We start from the raw sequence: 16,723 nt of genomic DNA on the forward strand, positions 1-16,723 counted from the left end.
TCTACTTTTAGCGTCAATTAAAAATGGGTGTATTACCTAGGAAAGCCAATAAAATAGCGGTCTTTTCTATTGTAATAGCTAGTTTGTTCGCGTTGCTTAGCCTTCTAGTTCCTTTTGTTAGATTTTAGCGCTTACATAACAAAAAAAGCTAGCCGTCGCCTACAGCGCGGCTGCTTTGAGCGCTAGAACTTCAAGGAGAGAAATGTGCTTTACCCACTTTTTGATAAAGACTGTGACTTGATTGCTTGGATTGCTCCAAATGATCATATCTTCGATACAGACATGAATTGGGTTGCGTATATTCGCAACGGGCATGCATGGTCTAGCGATAGCGGCAATTGGCTCGGTCCAGTTAATGGATTGTTGTGCCTAAATCAGGCTGGGCAACCGGTAGCATGGAATCCGAAGGAAGCGGTAGCTGGGACTTCTCGCCCTTCAAGGCCTTCACGCGCATCGAGAGCGTCTCGACCTTCACGTCCTTCAAGACCATCTCGGCCGTCGAGACCTTCTCGCCCATCAACTCCTTCCGGAGGTTGGGCAAATGAGTCCTTCTTCGCTTGGCTTGGCCAGTAGCGGTTCTAACAAGGTGCAGCAGTTCGCAGCCTACGGCTGCCGGACTAGCTACGCTCGCCGCTGTGCACGGCGTTAAGCATTAAGTGAGGTGCTGGTGAATCTATTTAGGGAGTTCGATAGAAAACTTTTAAAAAACAATTTGCAGCTCGCTTTAAATAAATTCGGACAAAACTTAATGTACCCGAATTCCATGGAGTGTGTTACGCGTAGAGATTATATTCAGCATCGACTTGGCGCAATATTTCAGCAAATGTCTATTCTTAAACAATTTATCGATGCCCATATTAATAAATATGAACGGAACAATGGAGATACTGGTGAGCAATTAGAGCTTACTTTTAACGCGATAAATCAGTTGAGTTATTGTTTTGATAATCTTCTCTTTAATCTCGGATCTCTCTCGGACTACTTTGGCAATTACCTTGGGCTGTACCTGTACGGGCCAAAGAATCAGACATTAAAATGGAATGGGTTTGTTAATAAAACCAACGTAGTGTATTCCGGCAATAGCTTTAATGCACTCGTCTCTAAAGAGCATCGTGAGTGGTTTACAAAACTACATGAATATAGGGGTGATATCATACATAGAAAAGCGATATTAGTAGAGGTTGAAGGGTTTGAAAATAAAAGATTTATGCCTCATACCGTAGAAAAGTTAAACTTTGAGATAAACGATTCGCTAAAAAAATACTTTCACATATTTAGAAATGATGAAAACCAAGAACTCTATTATAGTGCTGAAAAAATAGCTAATCGAACGCTCGTTGGGCTCATCGAAATTCTAGATGCTTCCGAAATAATTAGTTTTGACGAAAGCTTCAAAAACTTTCAGCGCTAGTAATTATTAGGGTCAGATAAAAATTAAAGTGCCTGAAGGGCTTTATACTGCTCTCTCACGTTAGTTAGCACTCGTTCCCAAATGGTGTTGCCGCTTCCCAGTCAATCAACTCTTGTGGCATAGCGGCGTTATGGTCGCATTTTGCGATCAGTTCCGCCAACGAGTATTTGCTTCTGCCTGTAGGAGTAATAATTAAGCGGCCGTTTTTTGTTGTTAGATCGGCTTTATCACCGACATTCAGATTCAACTGTTCCAGCAGTTGTGTCGGTATCACCACGCCTTTAGAGTTACCGATTTTACGGATAGTAATTTCCATTTTGAGGCCCTCATGCTATTTGAAATGACCTTACAGCGCGCTAAGAAAGGTTTCGCCGTCAACCACTTTGCCTTGCGCTAAGTCATCTTTCGCTGCGTTAAAACATTGGTTAAGGTACGCAGTTTTGCACGCTTCTGACTGCGGATTTTGTTGTAACTCATCGAAGTTTAAGCTGGTTTTATCGCTGGCTGACGTCGGCATAATTCACTCCTAAACAGTAAGTAAGTTAGCAGTTTTGCCAGCGCCATGAAAGGATAAAACTGTGCTATCTGATACATAATTTAGCTAAGGAATAAACGTAGCTAAACTTGATAAATCGCCGTCAATCATTAAAATATCGCCTAACAACACCCCTCCCGCTACCCGTAAGAGCAGCGCCCTGTGAGGGGTTACTTTTTTCTGGCGCTCATAAAATAGGCTTGGATAAGCCGTAGCCAGAGCGTCTAGGGTCAGATACCCTTGTTAAGTCATTCGCTTTGCTGCTTGCGGGACCGGCTAAAACCGGTCCCTTGAGCAAGCCCGGGTCAGGCTAGAATATATAAATAAACCCAATGCCTATTTCGGCTTCGTAGTTGCTGCGGGCGATGGGGCTATTGCGCACTTCACTGCTGAAATGCTCGTACAATGCCTCGCCGAAAATTTGCCAGTTGTCGTTGATATTATGCCGGTAGTTGTAATCAAGCCCGATTGAGCGTAAGCCGCTGCTTAATCTGGTTTCGGCTAAGCCCGATGCCAGTGATTGCTCTGCAGTGATACCAAAACCTGTATTGGCATATTTGCTGTCGTGAAATACCGCCACCAGATTAAGTTCAGAGCCGGAACCATCGGTTTTATCGCCGAAGCGGCGGCCGACACCAAACAGGCCAAGGTTACCGTTATCACCGGTGACCAGCCGGCTTACCAACCAATAACGCCAGTCGTTGCTAAACGCCCGCCGTGCCTGCAGCACTACTTCAAAGCCCTCTTCGGTGTCGCCCAACCCATTGAGGCGGCCATCGTCAGAGTCGTTTTCTTCGCGGCCCTCATCAAAGCCTATTAAGGCTTCCAGCAGCCAGGTGTCTGCGCGCAGGCCGCGCCAGCCCAAGGCTTCACCGGCAAAGTAGAGAATATCATCACCGCGGCGCCATTGTATTGCGCCGGCTGGCTGTACTTCAAAACCAAATTCGTCAGAGCCTTCGTAAGCGGTTTCATACTCGATGCCCGCGCCAAGCGCGAACGCCCAACCGTCTTTACCCCGGGTAAAGTCGTCGACTGAAGGTAAAGGCACCAGCGCTGTTTTGTCGTCTTGCGCTAATGCGGTTTGAGGGAAAAAACCATGTAGTAAAGTAAGTAACAGTAAACCGGTAACCTTTTTCATATAAAACCTTAGCTGTATCAGTCAGTGCAGAGCGCAACGACAGTTGCATGTTCAGGTCTGGTTTACGTATCACTGTTGTCAGTAGATCTTATTGACGCATTTTATTACTTAAGCTGATTAAGCTTTGTTACCTCTGCATCAAAGCCGCCTTCGGCCAGTTTAATGGCGACCTTATCACCGGCTTTTAGCTGGCTGCTGCTGGTTACCACCTGCTGTTTATCATCAAAGGTAATGCTGTAACCACGGGCTAAGGTGGCCAGCGGGCTTACGGTATTCAGCTGGCTGCTTAACTGCGCCAGTTGTTGTTTGCTTTGCTTTAACTGCAACTGCTGGGCATTTATAAGCCGGCGTTCCAGCTGGGCAATATGCTGAGTGTGTTGTAGCAACGGTTTAACCGGCGATAACTGGCGCAGGCTTTTATCCAGATACTGCTGCTGTTGCTGCGCGTTCTGCACGCTGCGTTTTATCGTGCCGCTTAAGCGCAGTTGCAGCTCGTCGAGGCGTTGCTGCTGTTGTTGCAGGCGGCGTTTGGGGTGCAAGGCTAACAGGCGCTGGCTTAAATTTAACAGCTTGGGCGCGGCGTGTTGCATGCGGGCGCGCTGGGCCTGAATAAGCGCACTGCGCAATCGCATAATGCGCTCAAGTAAGTGCGATTGATCCGGTGATACCAGCTCTGCCGCAGCAGAGGGCGTCGGCGCACGTACATCGGCGACAAAGTCGGTAAGGGCAAAGTCGATTTCATGGCCCACGGCGCTGACAATCGGAATAGGGCAGGCAGCTACCGCGCGGCATAAAGCTTCATCGTTAAAGCACCATAAATCTTCTAATGAGCCACCGCCACGGCCGATAATTAATACATCCACTTCATTGCGGCGTATCGCTGTGCTAAGCATATTTCTCAGCTGCGCGGCGGCGGTTTCGCCCTGCACTTGCGACGGGTAAATAATTACCTCTATGCCAGGCGCACGGCGCTTTAACACGGTAACAATATCGCGTACTGCGGCGCCGGTCGGTGAGGTAATTACCCCGACGCGCTGTACCTGTGCCGGCAAGGCTTTTTTGCCGGCCGGGTCAAATAAGCCCTCGGCCTGCAATTTGGCTTTTAACTGTTCAAACTGCTGTTTTAATAAGCCGGCGCCGGCGCTTTCGATAAATTCGGCCAACAGCTGATACTCGCCGCGTGGCTCGTACACGCTGATGCGGGCGCGGATAAGCACCTGCTGGCCGTTTTGCGGCCGGAAGCTGCTGTTGCGGTTGGCCATTTTAAACATGGCGCACTTTACCTGGGCGGCGCTGTCTTTTAATGAGAAATACCAGTGGCCGGAGGCAGCAGCGACAAAATTAGACACTTCGCCCTGCAGCCACAGCGTTTGAAACTGCAGCTCCAGCGTAAGGCGTACTTCACTGTTTAAGCGGGAAACACTATAGATATCGGGGTTTTGCATAAAAAATGTACCGGCAGCTGGCCTGACAACGAAAGCGTTAGAGTAACATAAAACAAAAAAGCGTTTGTGATACGCGCGCAAAACCGTTAAAATTGCGCCGCAACATTCCCCATCTTTTCAGCCACAGCGAGATTGTTGCAATGCTCAGGATCAAACAAGAAGCCCTTACCTTTGACGACGTGTTATTGGTACCGGCGCACTCTAGTGTACTACCTCACACAGCCGATTTACGCACCCGACTGACTAAAAGCATCACGCTGAATATTCCTATGGTTTCTGCGTCTATGGACACAGTAACCGAAGCCCGCTTAGCCATAGCGCTGGCACAGGAAGGTGGCTTAGGTTTTATTCATAAAAACATGACCATCGAAGAGCAGGCCGCTAACGTTCGCAAAGTTAAAAAGTTCGAAAGTGGCGTGGTGTCTGACCCGGTAACAGTAACGCCGGATATGAGTATCCGTGAAGTGCAGGCGTTAGCGCAGCAGTGTGGCTTCTCCGGTTTTCCGGTAGTAGACGCAAGCAATAACCTGGTGGGCATGCTAACCAGCCGCGATATGAGCTTTGAAGCGAATAACAACGAGAAAGTCTCCAGCCTGATGACGCCACGTGAGCGTTTAGTCACAGTGCTCGAAACCGCACCGCGTGAAGAAGCCTTTAAAAAGATGCACCAGCACCGCATTGAAAAAGTGTTGGTGGTCGACAGCGAATTTAAATTAAAAGGTTTAATTACCGTACGCGACTACTACAAAGCCGCCAGCAAGCCTAACGCCTGTAAAGACGAGTTAGGCCGCTTGCGTGTTGGCGCGGCAGTGGGCGTGGGCCCGGGCACCGACGAGCGCATTGCTGCGCTGGTAGAAGCCGGCGTAGATATTCTGCTGATTGATACCTCGCACGGTCACTCGCAAGGCGTAATTGACCGCGTAAAACAAACCCGCGCCCAGTACCCGGAGTTGCAAATTGTCGCCGGTAATGTGGCCACCGCGGAAGGTGCCAAAGCGCTGGCAGCAGCCGGTGCTAACGCGGTAAAAGTGGGCATTGGCCCGGGCTCTATTTGTACTACCCGTATTGTTACCGGTTGTGGTGTGCCGCAAATTACTGCCATTTCTGAAGCCGCCATGGGCGTAGCCGGTACTGATGTAACCATTATTGCCGATGGCGGTATCCGCTTCTCCGGTGATGTAGCCAAAGCCTTAGTCGCCGGTGCAAACCTGGTGATGGTAGGCTCGATGTTTGCCGGTACCGAAGAAGCGCCGGGTGAGGTTGAGCTGTATCAGGGCCGCTACTATAAGTCTTACCGTGGTATGGGTTCGTTAGGTGCAATGGCACAGCGTAACGGCTCGTCTGACCGTTATTTTCAGGGCAGCAACAACGCCGAGAAACTGGTACCGGAAGGCATTGAAGGCCGCGTGGCGTATAAAGGCCCGATGGAAAACATTATTCACCAGCAAATGGGCGGCCTGCGCAGCGCCATGGGCTTAACCGGTTGCGCCACCATTGACGAGCTGCGCACCAAGCCGGAGTTTGTCCGGGTAACCTCGGCCGGTATGGGCGAGTCGCACGTGCATGATGTGCAAATTACCAAAGAAGCGCCAAACTACCGCTTAGGCTAACTGTTTACTGTGTTATCGGCTGGCTCACCCCGGCCGCTTTACTTTTTAAAGGTCGCTATGAACAAAAACATTCATCACCACCGCATCTTAATCCTCGACTTTGGTTCGCAGTATACTCAGCTGATTGCCCGCCGCGTGCGCGAAATTGGCGTGTACTGTGAGCTGTGGGCCTGGGATGTGACCGAAGCACAAATTCGTGACTTTAACCCCACCGGTATTATTTTATCCGGCGGCCCGGAAAGCGTACACGAGCTGAACTCGCCACGCGCACCACAGTACGTGTTTGAAGCCGGTGTGCCGGTGCTGGGCATTTGCTACGGCATGCAAACCATGGCCGAGCAATTAGGCGGCAAGGTGCAGGGTTCTGACATGCGCGAGTTTGGTTATGCCCAGGTAGAAGTCGTGGCCGCCAATGACTTGTTTGCCAAAATTGAAGACCATATTGGCAGTAGCGGCAATGCGCTGTTAGATGTGTGGATGAGCCATGGCGATAAAGTGGTGCAGGTGCCGGACGGTTTTATTACCTGTGCCAGCACCACCACCTGCCCGCATGCCGGTATGGTAGATGAAGCCCGTCAGTTCTACGGCGTGCAGTTCCACCCGGAAGTCACCCACACCCGCCAGGGCCAGCGCATGCTGGAGCATTTTGTGGTGGATATCTGTGGTTGTGACAAGCTGTGGACGCCGGCAACCATTATTGAAGATGCCATTATCCGCTTAAAACAGCAGATTGGTGATGACCGCGTTATTTTAGGCTTATCCGGCGGTGTAGACAGCTCAGTAGTAGCCATGTTGTTGCACCGTGCTATCGGTAAAAACCTTACCTGTGTCTTTGTCGATAACGGCTTGCTGCGTTTAAACGAAGGCAAGCAGGTAATGGATATGTTTGGTGACCATTTCGGCCTGAACATTATCAAAGTGGATGCTGAAGAGCGTTTCCTGTCGGCATTGGCCGGTGAGAATGATCCGGAAGCCAAGCGTAAGATCATTGGCCGCGTGTTTGTTGAAGTATTCGACGAGCAATCGCAGCTGCTGGAAAATGCCAAGTGGTTGGCGCAGGGCACCATTTATCCTGATGTTATCGAGTCAGCCGGCTCGGCGACCGGTAAAGCGCATGTGATTAAATCGCACCATAACGTGGGTGGTTTGCCGGCGCATATGAAGCTGGGCTTAGTAGAGCCACTGCGTGAGCTGTTTAAAGACGAAGTGCGTAAAGTCGGCTTAGAGCTGGGTCTGCCTTACGACATGCTGTACCGTCACCCGTTCCCGGGCCCGGGTTTAGGTGTGCGGGTGCTGGGCGAAATTAAAAAAGAATACTGCGATATTCTGCGCCGCGCCGATGCCATCTTTATCGAAGAGCTGCACAAGGCCGAGCTGTACCACAAAGTAAGCCAGGCCTTTGCCGTGTTCCTGCCGGTAAAATCGGTTGGTGTAATGGGCGATGCGCGTAAGTACGACTGGGTAGTATCACTGCGTGCAGTAGAAACTATCGACTTTATGACCGCACACTGGGCCCATTTGCCCTACGAGCTGCTGGGTAAGGTATCTAACCGTATTATCAATGAAATTAACGGTATATCCCGCGTGGTATACGATATCAGCGGCAAACCGCCGGCGACGATAGAGTGGGAATAACTGTCCCAAGCTAAATTAAAAAAGGCCAGCGTAATGCTGGCCTTTTTGCTATGTTAATCAGCAACTCTAATAGCGATCTCAGGATTGTACATGCGTAATGTAAAACAACTTAATTTCAGTATTGTAATTAACGCACCGGTGCAAACGGTGTGGCAACGGATGTTGTCTGATGTTGGCTACCGCAACTGGACCTCGGCCTTTTGCGAGGGCTCGTATTTTAAAGGCAGCTGGCAGCAGGGTGAGACGATACGGTTTTTATCGCCGTCCGGTGATGGCATGGTCGCGACTATTGCCGAACATATCCCGCTGCAGCTGATCTCGATTAAGCACCTGGGGTTTATCGTCGCCGGCAAGGATGATTTTAGCAGCGACAATGTCACCAGCTGGGCACCGGCGTTTGAGAACTACCGCTTTCGCGCGGTAGCGGGCGGTACTGAAGTCAGCATAGAGCAGGATATCGCGCCCGAATACGAGCAATATATGCAAGACAGCTGGCCCAAGGCACTGCATAAGTTAAAAGCATTATGCGAGCAGGGTTGAACTCTGTGTTTGCCAGCCGGTCTTATCCGGCAGTGACACACTTAACGGAGTAAGAAATGGCTAAAGTATTGCAGCTGTGGCGTGACAACCGCGGTGTTATCGTATTTATCAGTCTGATGTTTGTATTCAGAAGCGCGGTAGCCGACTGGAATGATGTACCTACCGGCTCTATGCAGCCGACTATTCAGATTGGCGATCGTATTTTGGTCAATAAAATGGCTTATGACCTACGCATACCGTTTACTACCACCTCGCTAATTAAGCGTGCAGACCCCGCGCGCGGCGATATTGTGATATTTGCCTCGAAAGCGGCAGACAACCGGCTGGTAAAGCGGGTAGTCGGGCTACCGGGTGATGTGGTGGCGATGCGGCACAATGTGCTGACGATTAACGGTGAGCAGCTGGTGTATAGCGAATACCCGGCGCCAGTGCACAGTAGTGCAGAGGGAGCAACTGAAATAGCAGACAGCAGTCTGTTGCTGAGCGAGCAGTTAGGCACTGTAACTCATACCGTAAAGCTGGCGCCATTTGCCAGCGGCCACGACAGTTTTAAGGCGGTAAAGGTACCGGCCGGGCATTATCTGGTGTTGGGCGATAACCGTGATAACAGCGCCGACTCACGGGTAATCGGCTTTGTGCCACGGGATGAAATTGTCGGCCGAGCCGGTAAGGTATTATTTTCACTGGATTATGATAACTACTACTTACCGCGCAGCGAGCGTTTTCTCGCTGCGTTGTAAACTGCTAGCTGTGTTTGCGTGCGCTCAGGCGCACCCATTCATCTTGAACAGCGACGGGGTCAAAGCTGAACTCGTCGCTGTAAGCATCAATGACGCTTTGTGCCTGGCTTTGTAAAATGCCTGACAGCGCCAGTTGGCCGCCCGGTTTCACATAAGCGCTGATGGTTTGTTTTAGCTCTGCCAGCGGGCCGGCGAGGATATTGGCAACCACTACATCGGCCTGAAAGTTCGCCGGCTGATCTTTGGGCAGATACAGCTCTATTTGGCCTTCGACATTATTGCGTTTGGCATTGGCGTGGCTTGCTTCAATTGCCTGCGGGTCGATGTCGACACCAACAACCCGTTTTGCGCCCAGCTTTAATGCAGCTATACCTAAAATGCCCGAACCACAGCCGAAATCGACCACGGTTTGTTGCGGTTCAATAGTCGCATCCAGCCACTGCATACATAGTGCCGTAGTAGGGTGGGTGCCGGTACCGAAGGCCAGGCCCGGGTCGAGCATCACGTTTACCGCTGTCGGGTCCGGGATATCGCGCCAACTGGGGCATACCCATAAGCGCCGGCCAAACTTAATCGGGTGAAAGTTATCCATCCACTCGCGTTCCCAGTCTTTGTCTTCCAGTTGCTCCAGCTTGTAATCGACGCCATCTTTAAAGAACGACACCTGCTGCAACTGCTTTACCACCTTGTCCATAGGGTGCTCTGCATCAAACAGGCCCACCACCACGGTGTTGGTCCAGTAGATCACTTCGCCCGGCATCGGCTCGTATATAGGCGTGTCGTGCGCGTCTAAAAAGCTGACTGCCTGAGCGCCCCAGCCCATCAGCATATCGCTGACCTGTTCGGCTTTTTCTTCAGTGGTGCTAACGCGCAGTTGGATCCAGGGCATAATCAGTCTCGCTTAAAAAATTTGCCGCATTATAGCAAAAAGGCCGCAAAAGCGGCCTTTAATCTGTAGCATACGGTGTTACTTAATACCCAGCTTGTGTTCCAGGTAGTGGATATTGGTGCCACCTTTGCAGAAGCCTTCATCGCGCATAATGTCTTTATGCAGCGGGATGTTGGTTTTAATGCCTTCGACCAGCAATTCGTCCAGCGCGTTACGCATGCGGGCAATAGCGATATCACGGGTTTCACCGAAAGTAATCAGCTTGCCAACCATTGAATCGTAGTTAGGTGGCACGGTGTACTCGGCATAGATATGCGAATCCCAGCGAATACCATTACCACCGGCCGGGTGGAAGCGGGTAATTTTACCCGGCGATGGCATAAAGGTTTTCGGATCTTCAGCGTTAATCCGGCATTCCACCGCATGGCCGCGAATAATAATATCTTCCTGCTTCAGGGTCAGTGGCATGCCGGAGGCTATACGCAACTGTTCTTTAATCAGGTCGACACCGCTGATCATTTCCGTTACCGGGTGCTCTACCTGGATACGGGTGTTCATCTCGATAAAGAAGAACTCGCCGTTTTCAAACAGGAACTCGAAGGTACCGGCGCCGCGGTAATTCATTACCTTACAGGCATCAACACAGCGGCCGCCGATAAAGGCACGCAGCTCCGGGGTAATGCCCGGTGCCGGCGCTTCTTCTACCACTTTTTGATGGCGGCGCTGCATGGAGCAGTCACGCTCACCTAAATGGATAGCATTGCCCTGGCCGTCAGCCAATACCTGAATTTCGATATGACGTGGGTTCTCAAGGAATTTCTCCATGTACACCATGTCATTACCAAAAGCAGCTTTGGCTTCAGCTTTGGTCATTTCTATAGAGCTAACCAGTTCTTCTTCGCTGCGCACCACACGCATACCACGGCCACCGCCGCCGCCGGCGGCTTTAACGATAATCGGGTAACCGATACGCTTAGCAATGGCTTTGTTGGCAACTGCATCGTCGCCAACTGCGCCGTCAGAGCCCGGTACACAAGGTACACCGGCTTTTTTCATCGCTTCAATGGCCGAGACTTTATCACCCATTAAGCGGATAGAATCCGGATGCGGGCCGATAAACACCAGGCCGCTTTCCTCTACCTGTTGGGCAAAGTCAGCGCGTTCGGCTAAAAAGCCGTAGCCGGGGTGAATCGCCTGGGCGTTGGTTACTTCAGCAGCGGCAATAAGCGCCGGAATATTTAAATAGCTTTGTGGCGATGGTGCCGGACCAATACAAATGGTTTCGTCGGCCAGCAGCACGTGTTTTAAATTGCGGTCTACCGTGGAGTGCACGGCTACCGTTTTAATACCCAGTTCTTTACACGCACGCAGTATGCGCAGTGCAATTTCGCCGCGGTTGGCAATCAGTACTTTTTCTAGCATCAGTCTGCCTTTTGCGTTATTCAATCACAAAGAGTGGCTGGTCAAATTCAACCGGCTCGCCGTTTTCTACCAGAATTTCTTTGATCACACCGGCCTTGTCAGACTGGATCTGGTTCATCATTTTCATTGCTTCAACAATACACAGCGTATCACCCGCTTTTACGCTTTGGCCCACTTCAACGAAGTTTTTCGCTGTAGGTGAGGCAGCACGGTAGAACGAGCCTACCATCGGTGATTTAACCACATGGCCGCTGACAGCTGCCGGAGCAGCAGCTGCCGGTGCTGCTGCAGGCGCAGCGGCCGGTGCCGGCGCATATTGCTGTGGTGCCGGGGCGTATTGCTGCATTGGTGCATACTGTGGCGTCGGGCCGTTACGGCTGATACGCACTGACTCTTCGCCTTCGGTGATCTCAAGCTCGTTAATACCAGATTCTTCTAACAGCTCGATCAATTTTTTAATCTTTCTAATATCCATGTCTTTTTAGCCTGATTTAGTTATTACTGTTTGGTTGTTTGTAGCTCTGCTACCGCCGCATCAAGTGCATAGTGATAACCTTTGGCCCCCAGACCGCAGATCACCCCTTTAGCGATATCAGATAAATACGAGTGCCGGCGAAATGATTCGCGGGCATGTACATTGGATAAATGTACTTCAATAAAGGGAATAGCGACCGCCAGCAGCGCATCACGAATAGCAATACTGGTATGGGTGAAAGCACCGGGATTAATCAGGATATAATCCTGTTGGCCCAGGCTTTGCTGAATGGCGGTTACCAATTCATGCTCGGCGTTCGATTGTAAATGTGTCAGTTCGACACTTTTCGCCGCTGCCTGTTCCGTCAGGTCGGTAATAATCTGCTGTAACGTCGCTGAACCATATACGGCCGGCTCACGCACGCCCAACATATTCAGGTTAGGGCCGTTCAACACTAAAATTCGGTAAGTTGCCGCCATTTGTGCGTTATTCCCGCTAATTGTTTTGATCCGGCACTATCTTGCCAAAGCTAAAGACTAATTGCATCTGTTTGACAAAATTCTGTCTTAAGCAGTGCCGTTGGCTTAACAATAGCGACCTATTATAGTGAAATCGTGACAAATGGCAGCAAAATACTGGTCTTATCAGCCGGGAGGCAGGTGGCAGTAGGCGGCGCCGGAAGAAAGCGCCGCCACAAAATTACTGTTGCAGTTGTTGCAGGTGGGCAGCAAAGTCGGCGGCGTTCATAAAACCGGTAACACGGGCGCTACTGAGCTCTTCGCCTTGCGGGCTGAAAAACAGCAATGTCGGCAGGCCCAATACCTGGTAATTATCCAGCAGTGCCTGATCTTTTCGCGTCATCTTTGTCACATCGACTTTAATCAGTTGCATGTTTTGCATCTGTGCCTGTACTTCCGCTTTAGGGAAGGTTAGGTGTTCAAACTCTTTACAGGCGATACACCAGTCAGCGTATAAGTCGACCAGGGTAAAGCGCTCGCCGCTGGCGGCAATTTTCTGCTGTAACTCGTCCAGCGAGCCAACCAGCTCAAAGCCTTTATTCTGTTCCGCTGCAGTTGCTGCGACGGGCTGTGCCGGCCACCAATGCTGCACATTCAGATACAGTGCGGCCGTTAATAGCAGCTGGCCGCTAATCAGCATCACGGCCTTGGCCGTGGCGCTTTGCAGGCTAAACAGCGTACGATACAGGTAGATAACAAACGCCAGCAGCAATAAAGAGCCGGCCGCCAGAATGTAGCTGAACGGCAGCATCCGCTCCAGCAGGATCAGTGGTACGGCAAGTAGCAGGAAGCCAAAAGCGGTTTTTACCGCGTTCATCCAGTTGCCGGCTTTGGGCAGCAACTTACCACCGGAGCTACCCAGCAGCAGCAAGGGCAGGCCCATACCCAAACTTAAAATATATAATGTTACGGCACCGAGCAGTAAATCGCCGCTTTGCGCGACATATAACAATGCCGCCGATAACGGGGCCGTGGTGCAGGGCGAGGCAATAAGGCCGGACAGCGCGCCCATAGTGAAGGCGCCTTTATGCGAGCCGCCTTGCTGGTTGTTGCTGACTTTGCTGATTTTTTCCTGCCAGCCAGACGGCAGGCTGAGATTAAACACCCCAAACATCGCCAGTGCCAACAGCACAAAAATTACGCTGGCAACAATTAATACCGAGGGGTGCTGCATATAACCCTGGAAGCGCACTCCTAAACTGGCTACCACTAAACCCAGTGCCGAGTAGGTGATTGCCATACCCTGCACATAAGAGAACGACAGTGTAAAGGCGCGTTTGTTGGATAACTGCTTACCCTGGCCGACAATGATGCTGGTTAAAATAGGATACATAGGGAATACGCAGGGCGTAAAGGCGAGGCCTAAGCCAAGTAAAAAGAAGCCGGCCAGGGTAGCTAAGCCGGCGCCGTCGCTCAGTTTTGCTGCCAGGGTGTTTTGGCTTGATACCGGCACGCTGTTTTGGCTGCCACTGCCGCCGCCTGTAGCAGCCTCTGCGCCACTTAGCGCTAATAACGGCAGCTCTTTTGTTACCGGCGGGTAGCATAAGCCGGCTTCGGCACAACCCATATACTGAATTTTGAATACTGCATCTTCACTGACGTCAGTCAGCGGGATACGCAGGGTTAACTGATGGTAATACACTTCACTGACGCCGAAAAATTCATCTTCAATCGTCATGGCCGCAGGGTAGCTCGGGTGAGAGAAGCTAACTGCTATACCGCCGAACTTCAGTTTGTCTTTATACAAGTAGTAGCCGTCGGCAATGGTCCAGCTGATTAACAACTCGTCCTGTTGTTGCACAAAATCAAACACAAAAGCTTGTTCAACCGGTAAGAACTCATCATTGGCCTGCAGCAGGCTGTTAAGCACTGAATTTTGCTGCGCCTGTGCCGGCGGCAATGCCAGCAGCGAGAACCAGATTAAAAATGGCAGAAAAAACACTTTATACATCAGCTTATACTTCCTCTTAAACGCCTCAGCGTTGCTACCGCGTCAGACTAACATGTGTTGGCTGTTGCGTAATAGTCCGGCAATGGTTCGACACATAGTCTCCGGCAAATACTACGGTAATAATGGCAAACCGGCTTAGTGGCTGCGCTTATTTACACTTTTGCACAGACCAGCAGCGCAGCAGTGTTATTTCAACCGGGTTTAAATTAGCCGGAAAATCTTAAGGCAAGATGAAGAAATTTTACCTGTGCCCCCTTGGGTTTTTTTGCGCAGTGCCCCATATACCGACCAGACAATTTAACACCCATGTTAAAACACAAAAATAGCTTTAGGAGATAGAGCATGAATATTCGTCCATTACATGATCGTGTCATCATCAAACGTTTAGAAGCTGAAAGCAAATCAGCAGGTGGCATCGTCTTAACCGGCGCTTCAGCGGAAAAATCAAGCCGTGGAGAAGTGGTCGCTGTTGGCAATGGCCGCGTGTTAGACAACGGTGACGTTAAGCCGTTAGACGTTAAAGTTGGCGATAAAGTGCTGTTCGGTGCCTATGTAGAGCGCACCGAAAAGGTTGATGGCCAGGAATATGTAATCACCAAAGAAGACAATATCTTAGGTGTGATCTTAGGCTAACTTTACCCGAACTGTTCAACGCATTAACTGAATTAAAGGATCAAGAAAATGGCAGCAAAAGACGTACGTTTCGGCGATGAAGCCCGTAACAAGATGCTTAAAGGCGTAAATATTCTGGCTAACGCTGTACGCGTAACCTTAGGCCCGAAAGGCCGTAACGTTATTCTGGACAAATCTTTCGGCGCACCAATGATCACCAAAGACGGTGTATCGGTAGCGAAAGAAATTGAGCTGGAAGATAAATTTGAAAACATGGGCGCGCAGATGGTGAAAGAGGTTGCCTCTAAAGCCAATGACGAAGCCGGTGACGGTACCACTACTGCAACAGTATTAGCGCAAAACATCATCAATGAAGGTGTTAAAGCGGTTGCAGCCGGTATGAACCCAATGGATTTAAAGCGCGGTATCGACAAAGCGGTTATTGCTGCAGTGGCTGAGCTGAAGTTACTGTCACAGCCTTGTGCTGATACCAAAGCCATTGCGCAGGTTGGTACTATTTCTGCTAACTCTGATGACGAAATTGGTCAGATCATTGCCAGCGCGATGGATAAAGTGGGTAAAGAAGGCGTAATTACCGTTGAAGAAGGCCAGGGTTTAGCTAACGAGCTGGACGTGGTTGAAGGTATGCAGTTCGACCGTGGCTACTTGTCACCGTACTTTATCAATAATCAGGAAGCCGGCCAGGTAGAACTGGATAACCCGTACATTCTGACCGTTGACAAAAAAATCACCAACATCCGTGAGCTGTTACCGGTGTTGGAAGGCGTAGCAAAATCCGGTAAGCCGTTACTGATTATTGCTGAAGACGTAGAAGGCGAAGCCTTAGCCACGTTAGTCGTAAACAATATGCGCGGTATCGTGAAAATCTCTGCGGTTAAAGCGCCGGGCTTCGGCGATCGTCGCAAAGCCATGCTGCAGGATATTGCTACCTTAACCGGCGGTACCGTAATTTCTGAAGAAATCGGTATGGAACTGGAAAAAGCCGGTCTGGAAGAATTAGGTACTGCCAAGCGTGTGGTTATCACTAAAGATAACACCACCATTATTGACGGTGCCGGCGAGCAAGCCGCTATTGATGGCCGCGTGAAGCAAATTCGTCAGCAGATGGAAGAAGCCACTTCAGATTACGACAAAGAAAAACTGCAGGAACGTCTGGCCAAGCTGGCTGGCGGTGTTGCGGTAATCAAAGTCGGCGCTTCTACTGAAATTGAAATGAAAGAGAAAAAAGCCCGCGTTGAAGATGCGCTGCATGCAACCCGTGCTGCGGTAGAAGAAGGCGTGGTGCCTGGCGGTGGTGTAGCACTGGTGCGTGTTGCGGCCAAGCTGGTTGACCTGCGTGGTATTAACGAAGATCAGAACCACGGTATTAAAATTGCGCTGCGCGCGATGGAATCACCGCTGCGTCAAATCGTTGATAACGCCGGTGACGAGCCGTCAGTAGTAGTAAACAACGTGAAAGCCGGTAACGGTAACTACGGTTACAATGCGGCGACAGGTGAGTACGGCGATATGTTGGAAATGGGTATTCTGGATCCAACCAAAGTAACCCGTTCAGCACTGCAGTTCGCAGCTTCTGTAGGTTCACTGATGATTACTACTGAAGCGATGGTAACAGAGTTACCGAAGAATGATGCTCCTGCAATGCCTGATATGGGCGGCATGGGTGGAATGGGCGGCATGATGTGATGGCATAACGCCGCATATCTTGCTGTAACAAAACCCCGGCCTTGTGCCGGGGTTTTTGTTGTCAGCCTTAAACCACCTCCTATGGAGGTGGTGAT

At 50.4% G+C, this 16,723-nt stretch carries 17 protein-coding genes; 8 read left to right on the plus strand and 9 right to left on the minus strand.

Annotated elements, in window-relative coordinates:
* The first annotated feature begins 204 nt into the window (after positions 1–204).
* The gene (locus HRH59_RS19610) at positions 205–573 is read left to right on the plus strand and encodes a 4-fold beta flower protein (protein WP_371824906.1); all 369 of its coding nucleotides are present in this window, start codon (positions 205–207) and stop codon (positions 571–573) included.
* A gap of 88 nt (positions 574–661) precedes the next feature.
* Positions 662–1,411: a hypothetical protein gene (locus HRH59_RS18680; RefSeq protein ID WP_173502782.1), complete on the plus strand. Its 750-nt coding sequence runs from the start codon at positions 662–664 to the stop codon at positions 1,409–1,411.
* A gap of 64 nt (positions 1,412–1,475) precedes the next feature.
* On the opposite strand, the gene HRH59_RS19510 is transcribed toward HRH59_RS18680, so the two are convergent.
* The 4 genes from HRH59_RS19510 to xseA all read right to left on the minus strand — a co-directional run bounded on the left by HRH59_RS19510 (position 1,476) and on the right by xseA (position 4,529).
* Positions 1,476–1,727, minus strand: coding sequence for an AbrB/MazE/SpoVT family DNA-binding domain-containing protein (locus HRH59_RS19510; RefSeq protein WP_173502783.1), 252 nt, complete (start codon positions 1,725–1,727; stop codon positions 1,476–1,478).
* Between the two features lie 30 nt (positions 1,728–1,757).
* Complete coding sequence (locus tag HRH59_RS19215; protein WP_218573559.1) at positions 1,758–1,928, minus strand: hypothetical protein; 171 nt, start codon at positions 1,926–1,928, stop codon at positions 1,758–1,760.
* A gap of 328 nt (positions 1,929–2,256) precedes the next feature.
* Positions 2,257–3,084, minus strand: a complete 828-nt coding sequence (locus HRH59_RS18695) for a MipA/OmpV family protein (protein ID WP_173502784.1) — start codon at positions 3,082–3,084, stop codon at positions 2,257–2,259.
* Positions 3,085–3,188: 104 nt separating this feature from the next.
* Complete coding sequence (xseA, locus tag HRH59_RS18700; protein WP_173502785.1) at positions 3,189–4,529, minus strand: exodeoxyribonuclease VII large subunit; 1,341 nt, start codon at positions 4,527–4,529, stop codon at positions 3,189–3,191.
* 140 nt (positions 4,530–4,669) lie between these two features.
* Between xseA and guaB the strand changes: the two genes are divergently transcribed.
* The 4 genes from guaB (at position 4,670) to lepB (ending at position 9,054) form a co-directional block, all read left to right on the plus strand.
* Positions 4,670–6,139, plus strand: a complete 1,470-nt coding sequence (gene guaB / locus HRH59_RS18705; RefSeq protein ID WP_173502786.1) for an IMP dehydrogenase — start codon at positions 4,670–4,672, stop codon at positions 6,137–6,139.
* Between the two features lie 57 nt (positions 6,140–6,196).
* A complete protein-coding gene (guaA, locus tag HRH59_RS18710; protein WP_173502787.1) occupies positions 6,197–7,774 on the plus strand; it encodes a glutamine-hydrolyzing GMP synthase in 1,578 nt (525 codons plus the stop codon).
* A gap of 90 nt (positions 7,775–7,864) precedes the next feature.
* On the plus strand, positions 7,865–8,314 hold the full coding sequence (locus HRH59_RS18715; protein WP_173502788.1) for an SRPBCC family protein: 450 nt from the start codon (positions 7,865–7,867) through the stop codon (positions 8,312–8,314).
* A 56-nt stretch (positions 8,315–8,370) separates the two neighbouring features.
* Positions 8,371–9,054: a signal peptidase I gene (gene lepB, locus HRH59_RS18720; protein WP_173502789.1), complete on the plus strand. Its 684-nt coding sequence runs from the start codon at positions 8,371–8,373 to the stop codon at positions 9,052–9,054.
* 4 nt (positions 9,055–9,058) lie between these two features.
* Here lepB and prmA read toward each other — a convergent pair whose 3' ends face one another.
* The 5 genes from prmA to HRH59_RS18745 all read right to left on the minus strand — a co-directional run bounded on the left by prmA (position 9,059) and on the right by HRH59_RS18745 (position 14,309).
* Positions 9,059–9,943, minus strand: coding sequence for a 50S ribosomal protein L11 methyltransferase (gene prmA / locus HRH59_RS18725; protein WP_173502790.1), 885 nt, complete (start codon positions 9,941–9,943; stop codon positions 9,059–9,061).
* 78 nt (positions 9,944–10,021) lie between these two features.
* Complete coding sequence (accC, locus tag HRH59_RS18730; RefSeq protein ID WP_173502791.1) at positions 10,022–11,365, minus strand: acetyl-CoA carboxylase biotin carboxylase subunit; 1,344 nt, start codon at positions 11,363–11,365, stop codon at positions 10,022–10,024.
* Positions 11,366–11,381: 16 nt separating this feature from the next.
* Positions 11,382–11,840: an acetyl-CoA carboxylase biotin carboxyl carrier protein gene (gene accB, locus HRH59_RS18735; RefSeq protein WP_173502792.1), complete on the minus strand. Its 459-nt coding sequence runs from the start codon at positions 11,838–11,840 to the stop codon at positions 11,382–11,384.
* A gap of 23 nt (positions 11,841–11,863) precedes the next feature.
* A complete protein-coding gene (aroQ, locus tag HRH59_RS18740; protein ID WP_173502793.1) occupies positions 11,864–12,319 on the minus strand; it encodes a type II 3-dehydroquinate dehydratase in 456 nt (151 codons plus the stop codon).
* Positions 12,320–12,539: 220 nt separating this feature from the next.
* Positions 12,540–14,309 carry a protein-disulfide reductase DsbD gene (locus HRH59_RS18745; protein ID WP_173502794.1) on the minus strand — a complete coding sequence of 590 codons (1,770 nt, stop codon included), beginning with the start codon at positions 14,307–14,309 and terminating at the stop codon, positions 12,540–12,542.
* A 342-nt stretch (positions 14,310–14,651) separates the two neighbouring features.
* Between HRH59_RS18745 and HRH59_RS18750 the strand changes: the two genes are divergently transcribed.
* The gene (locus HRH59_RS18750) at positions 14,652–14,942 is read left to right on the plus strand and encodes a co-chaperone GroES (RefSeq protein ID WP_173502795.1); all 291 of its coding nucleotides are present in this window, start codon (positions 14,652–14,654) and stop codon (positions 14,940–14,942) included.
* A gap of 48 nt (positions 14,943–14,990) precedes the next feature.
* Positions 14,991–16,628 carry a chaperonin GroEL gene (gene groL / locus HRH59_RS18755; protein ID WP_173502796.1) on the plus strand — a complete coding sequence of 546 codons (1,638 nt, stop codon included), beginning with the start codon at positions 14,991–14,993 and terminating at the stop codon, positions 16,626–16,628.
* Positions 16,629–16,723 lie beyond the last annotated feature (95 nt).

It is taken from the genome of Rheinheimera lutimaris (assembly GCF_013283795.1).
GTDB lineage: Bacteria > Pseudomonadota > Gammaproteobacteria > Enterobacterales > Alteromonadaceae > Alishewanella > Alishewanella lutimaris.

Excerpts from the sequence above, each read along its gene's own strand:
- guaB (WP_173502786.1), top strand. The coding sequence starts at position 4,670 with ATGCTCAGGATCAAACAAGAAGCCCTTACCTTTGACGACGTGTTATTG.
- HRH59_RS19510 (WP_173502783.1), bottom strand. The coding sequence starts at position 1,727 with ATGGAAATTACTATCCGTAAAATCGGTAACTCTAAAGGCGTGGTGATA.
- HRH59_RS19215 (WP_218573559.1), bottom strand. The coding sequence starts at position 1,928 with ATGCCGACGTCAGCCAGCGATAAAACCAGCTTAAACTTCGATGAGTTA.
- HRH59_RS18715 (WP_173502788.1), top strand. The coding sequence starts at position 7,865 with ATGCGTAATGTAAAACAACTTAATTTCAGTATTGTAATTAACGCACCG.
- HRH59_RS18745 (WP_173502794.1), bottom strand. The coding sequence starts at position 14,309 with ATGTATAAAGTGTTTTTTCTGCCATTTTTAATCTGGTTCTCGCTGCTG.
- aroQ (WP_173502793.1), bottom strand. The coding sequence starts at position 12,319 with ATGGCGGCAACTTACCGAATTTTAGTGTTGAACGGCCCTAACCTGAAT.
- groL (WP_173502796.1), top strand. The coding sequence starts at position 14,991 with ATGGCAGCAAAAGACGTACGTTTCGGCGATGAAGCCCGTAACAAGATG.
- accB (WP_173502792.1), bottom strand. The coding sequence starts at position 11,840 with ATGGATATTAGAAAGATTAAAAAATTGATCGAGCTGTTAGAAGAATCT.
- lepB (WP_173502789.1), top strand. The coding sequence starts at position 8,371 with ATGGCTAAAGTATTGCAGCTGTGGCGTGACAACCGCGGTGTTATCGTA.
- accC (WP_173502791.1), bottom strand. The coding sequence starts at position 11,365 with ATGCTAGAAAAAGTACTGATTGCCAACCGCGGCGAAATTGCACTGCGC.
- HRH59_RS18695 (WP_173502784.1), bottom strand. The coding sequence starts at position 3,084 with ATGAAAAAGGTTACCGGTTTACTGTTACTTACTTTACTACATGGTTTT.
- guaA (WP_173502787.1), top strand. The coding sequence starts at position 6,197 with ATGAACAAAAACATTCATCACCACCGCATCTTAATCCTCGACTTTGGT.
- xseA (WP_173502785.1), bottom strand. The coding sequence starts at position 4,529 with ATGCAAAACCCCGATATCTATAGTGTTTCCCGCTTAAACAGTGAAGTA.
- HRH59_RS18750 (WP_173502795.1), top strand. The coding sequence starts at position 14,652 with ATGAATATTCGTCCATTACATGATCGTGTCATCATCAAACGTTTAGAA.
- prmA (WP_173502790.1), bottom strand. The coding sequence starts at position 9,943 with ATGCCCTGGATCCAACTGCGCGTTAGCACCACTGAAGAAAAAGCCGAA.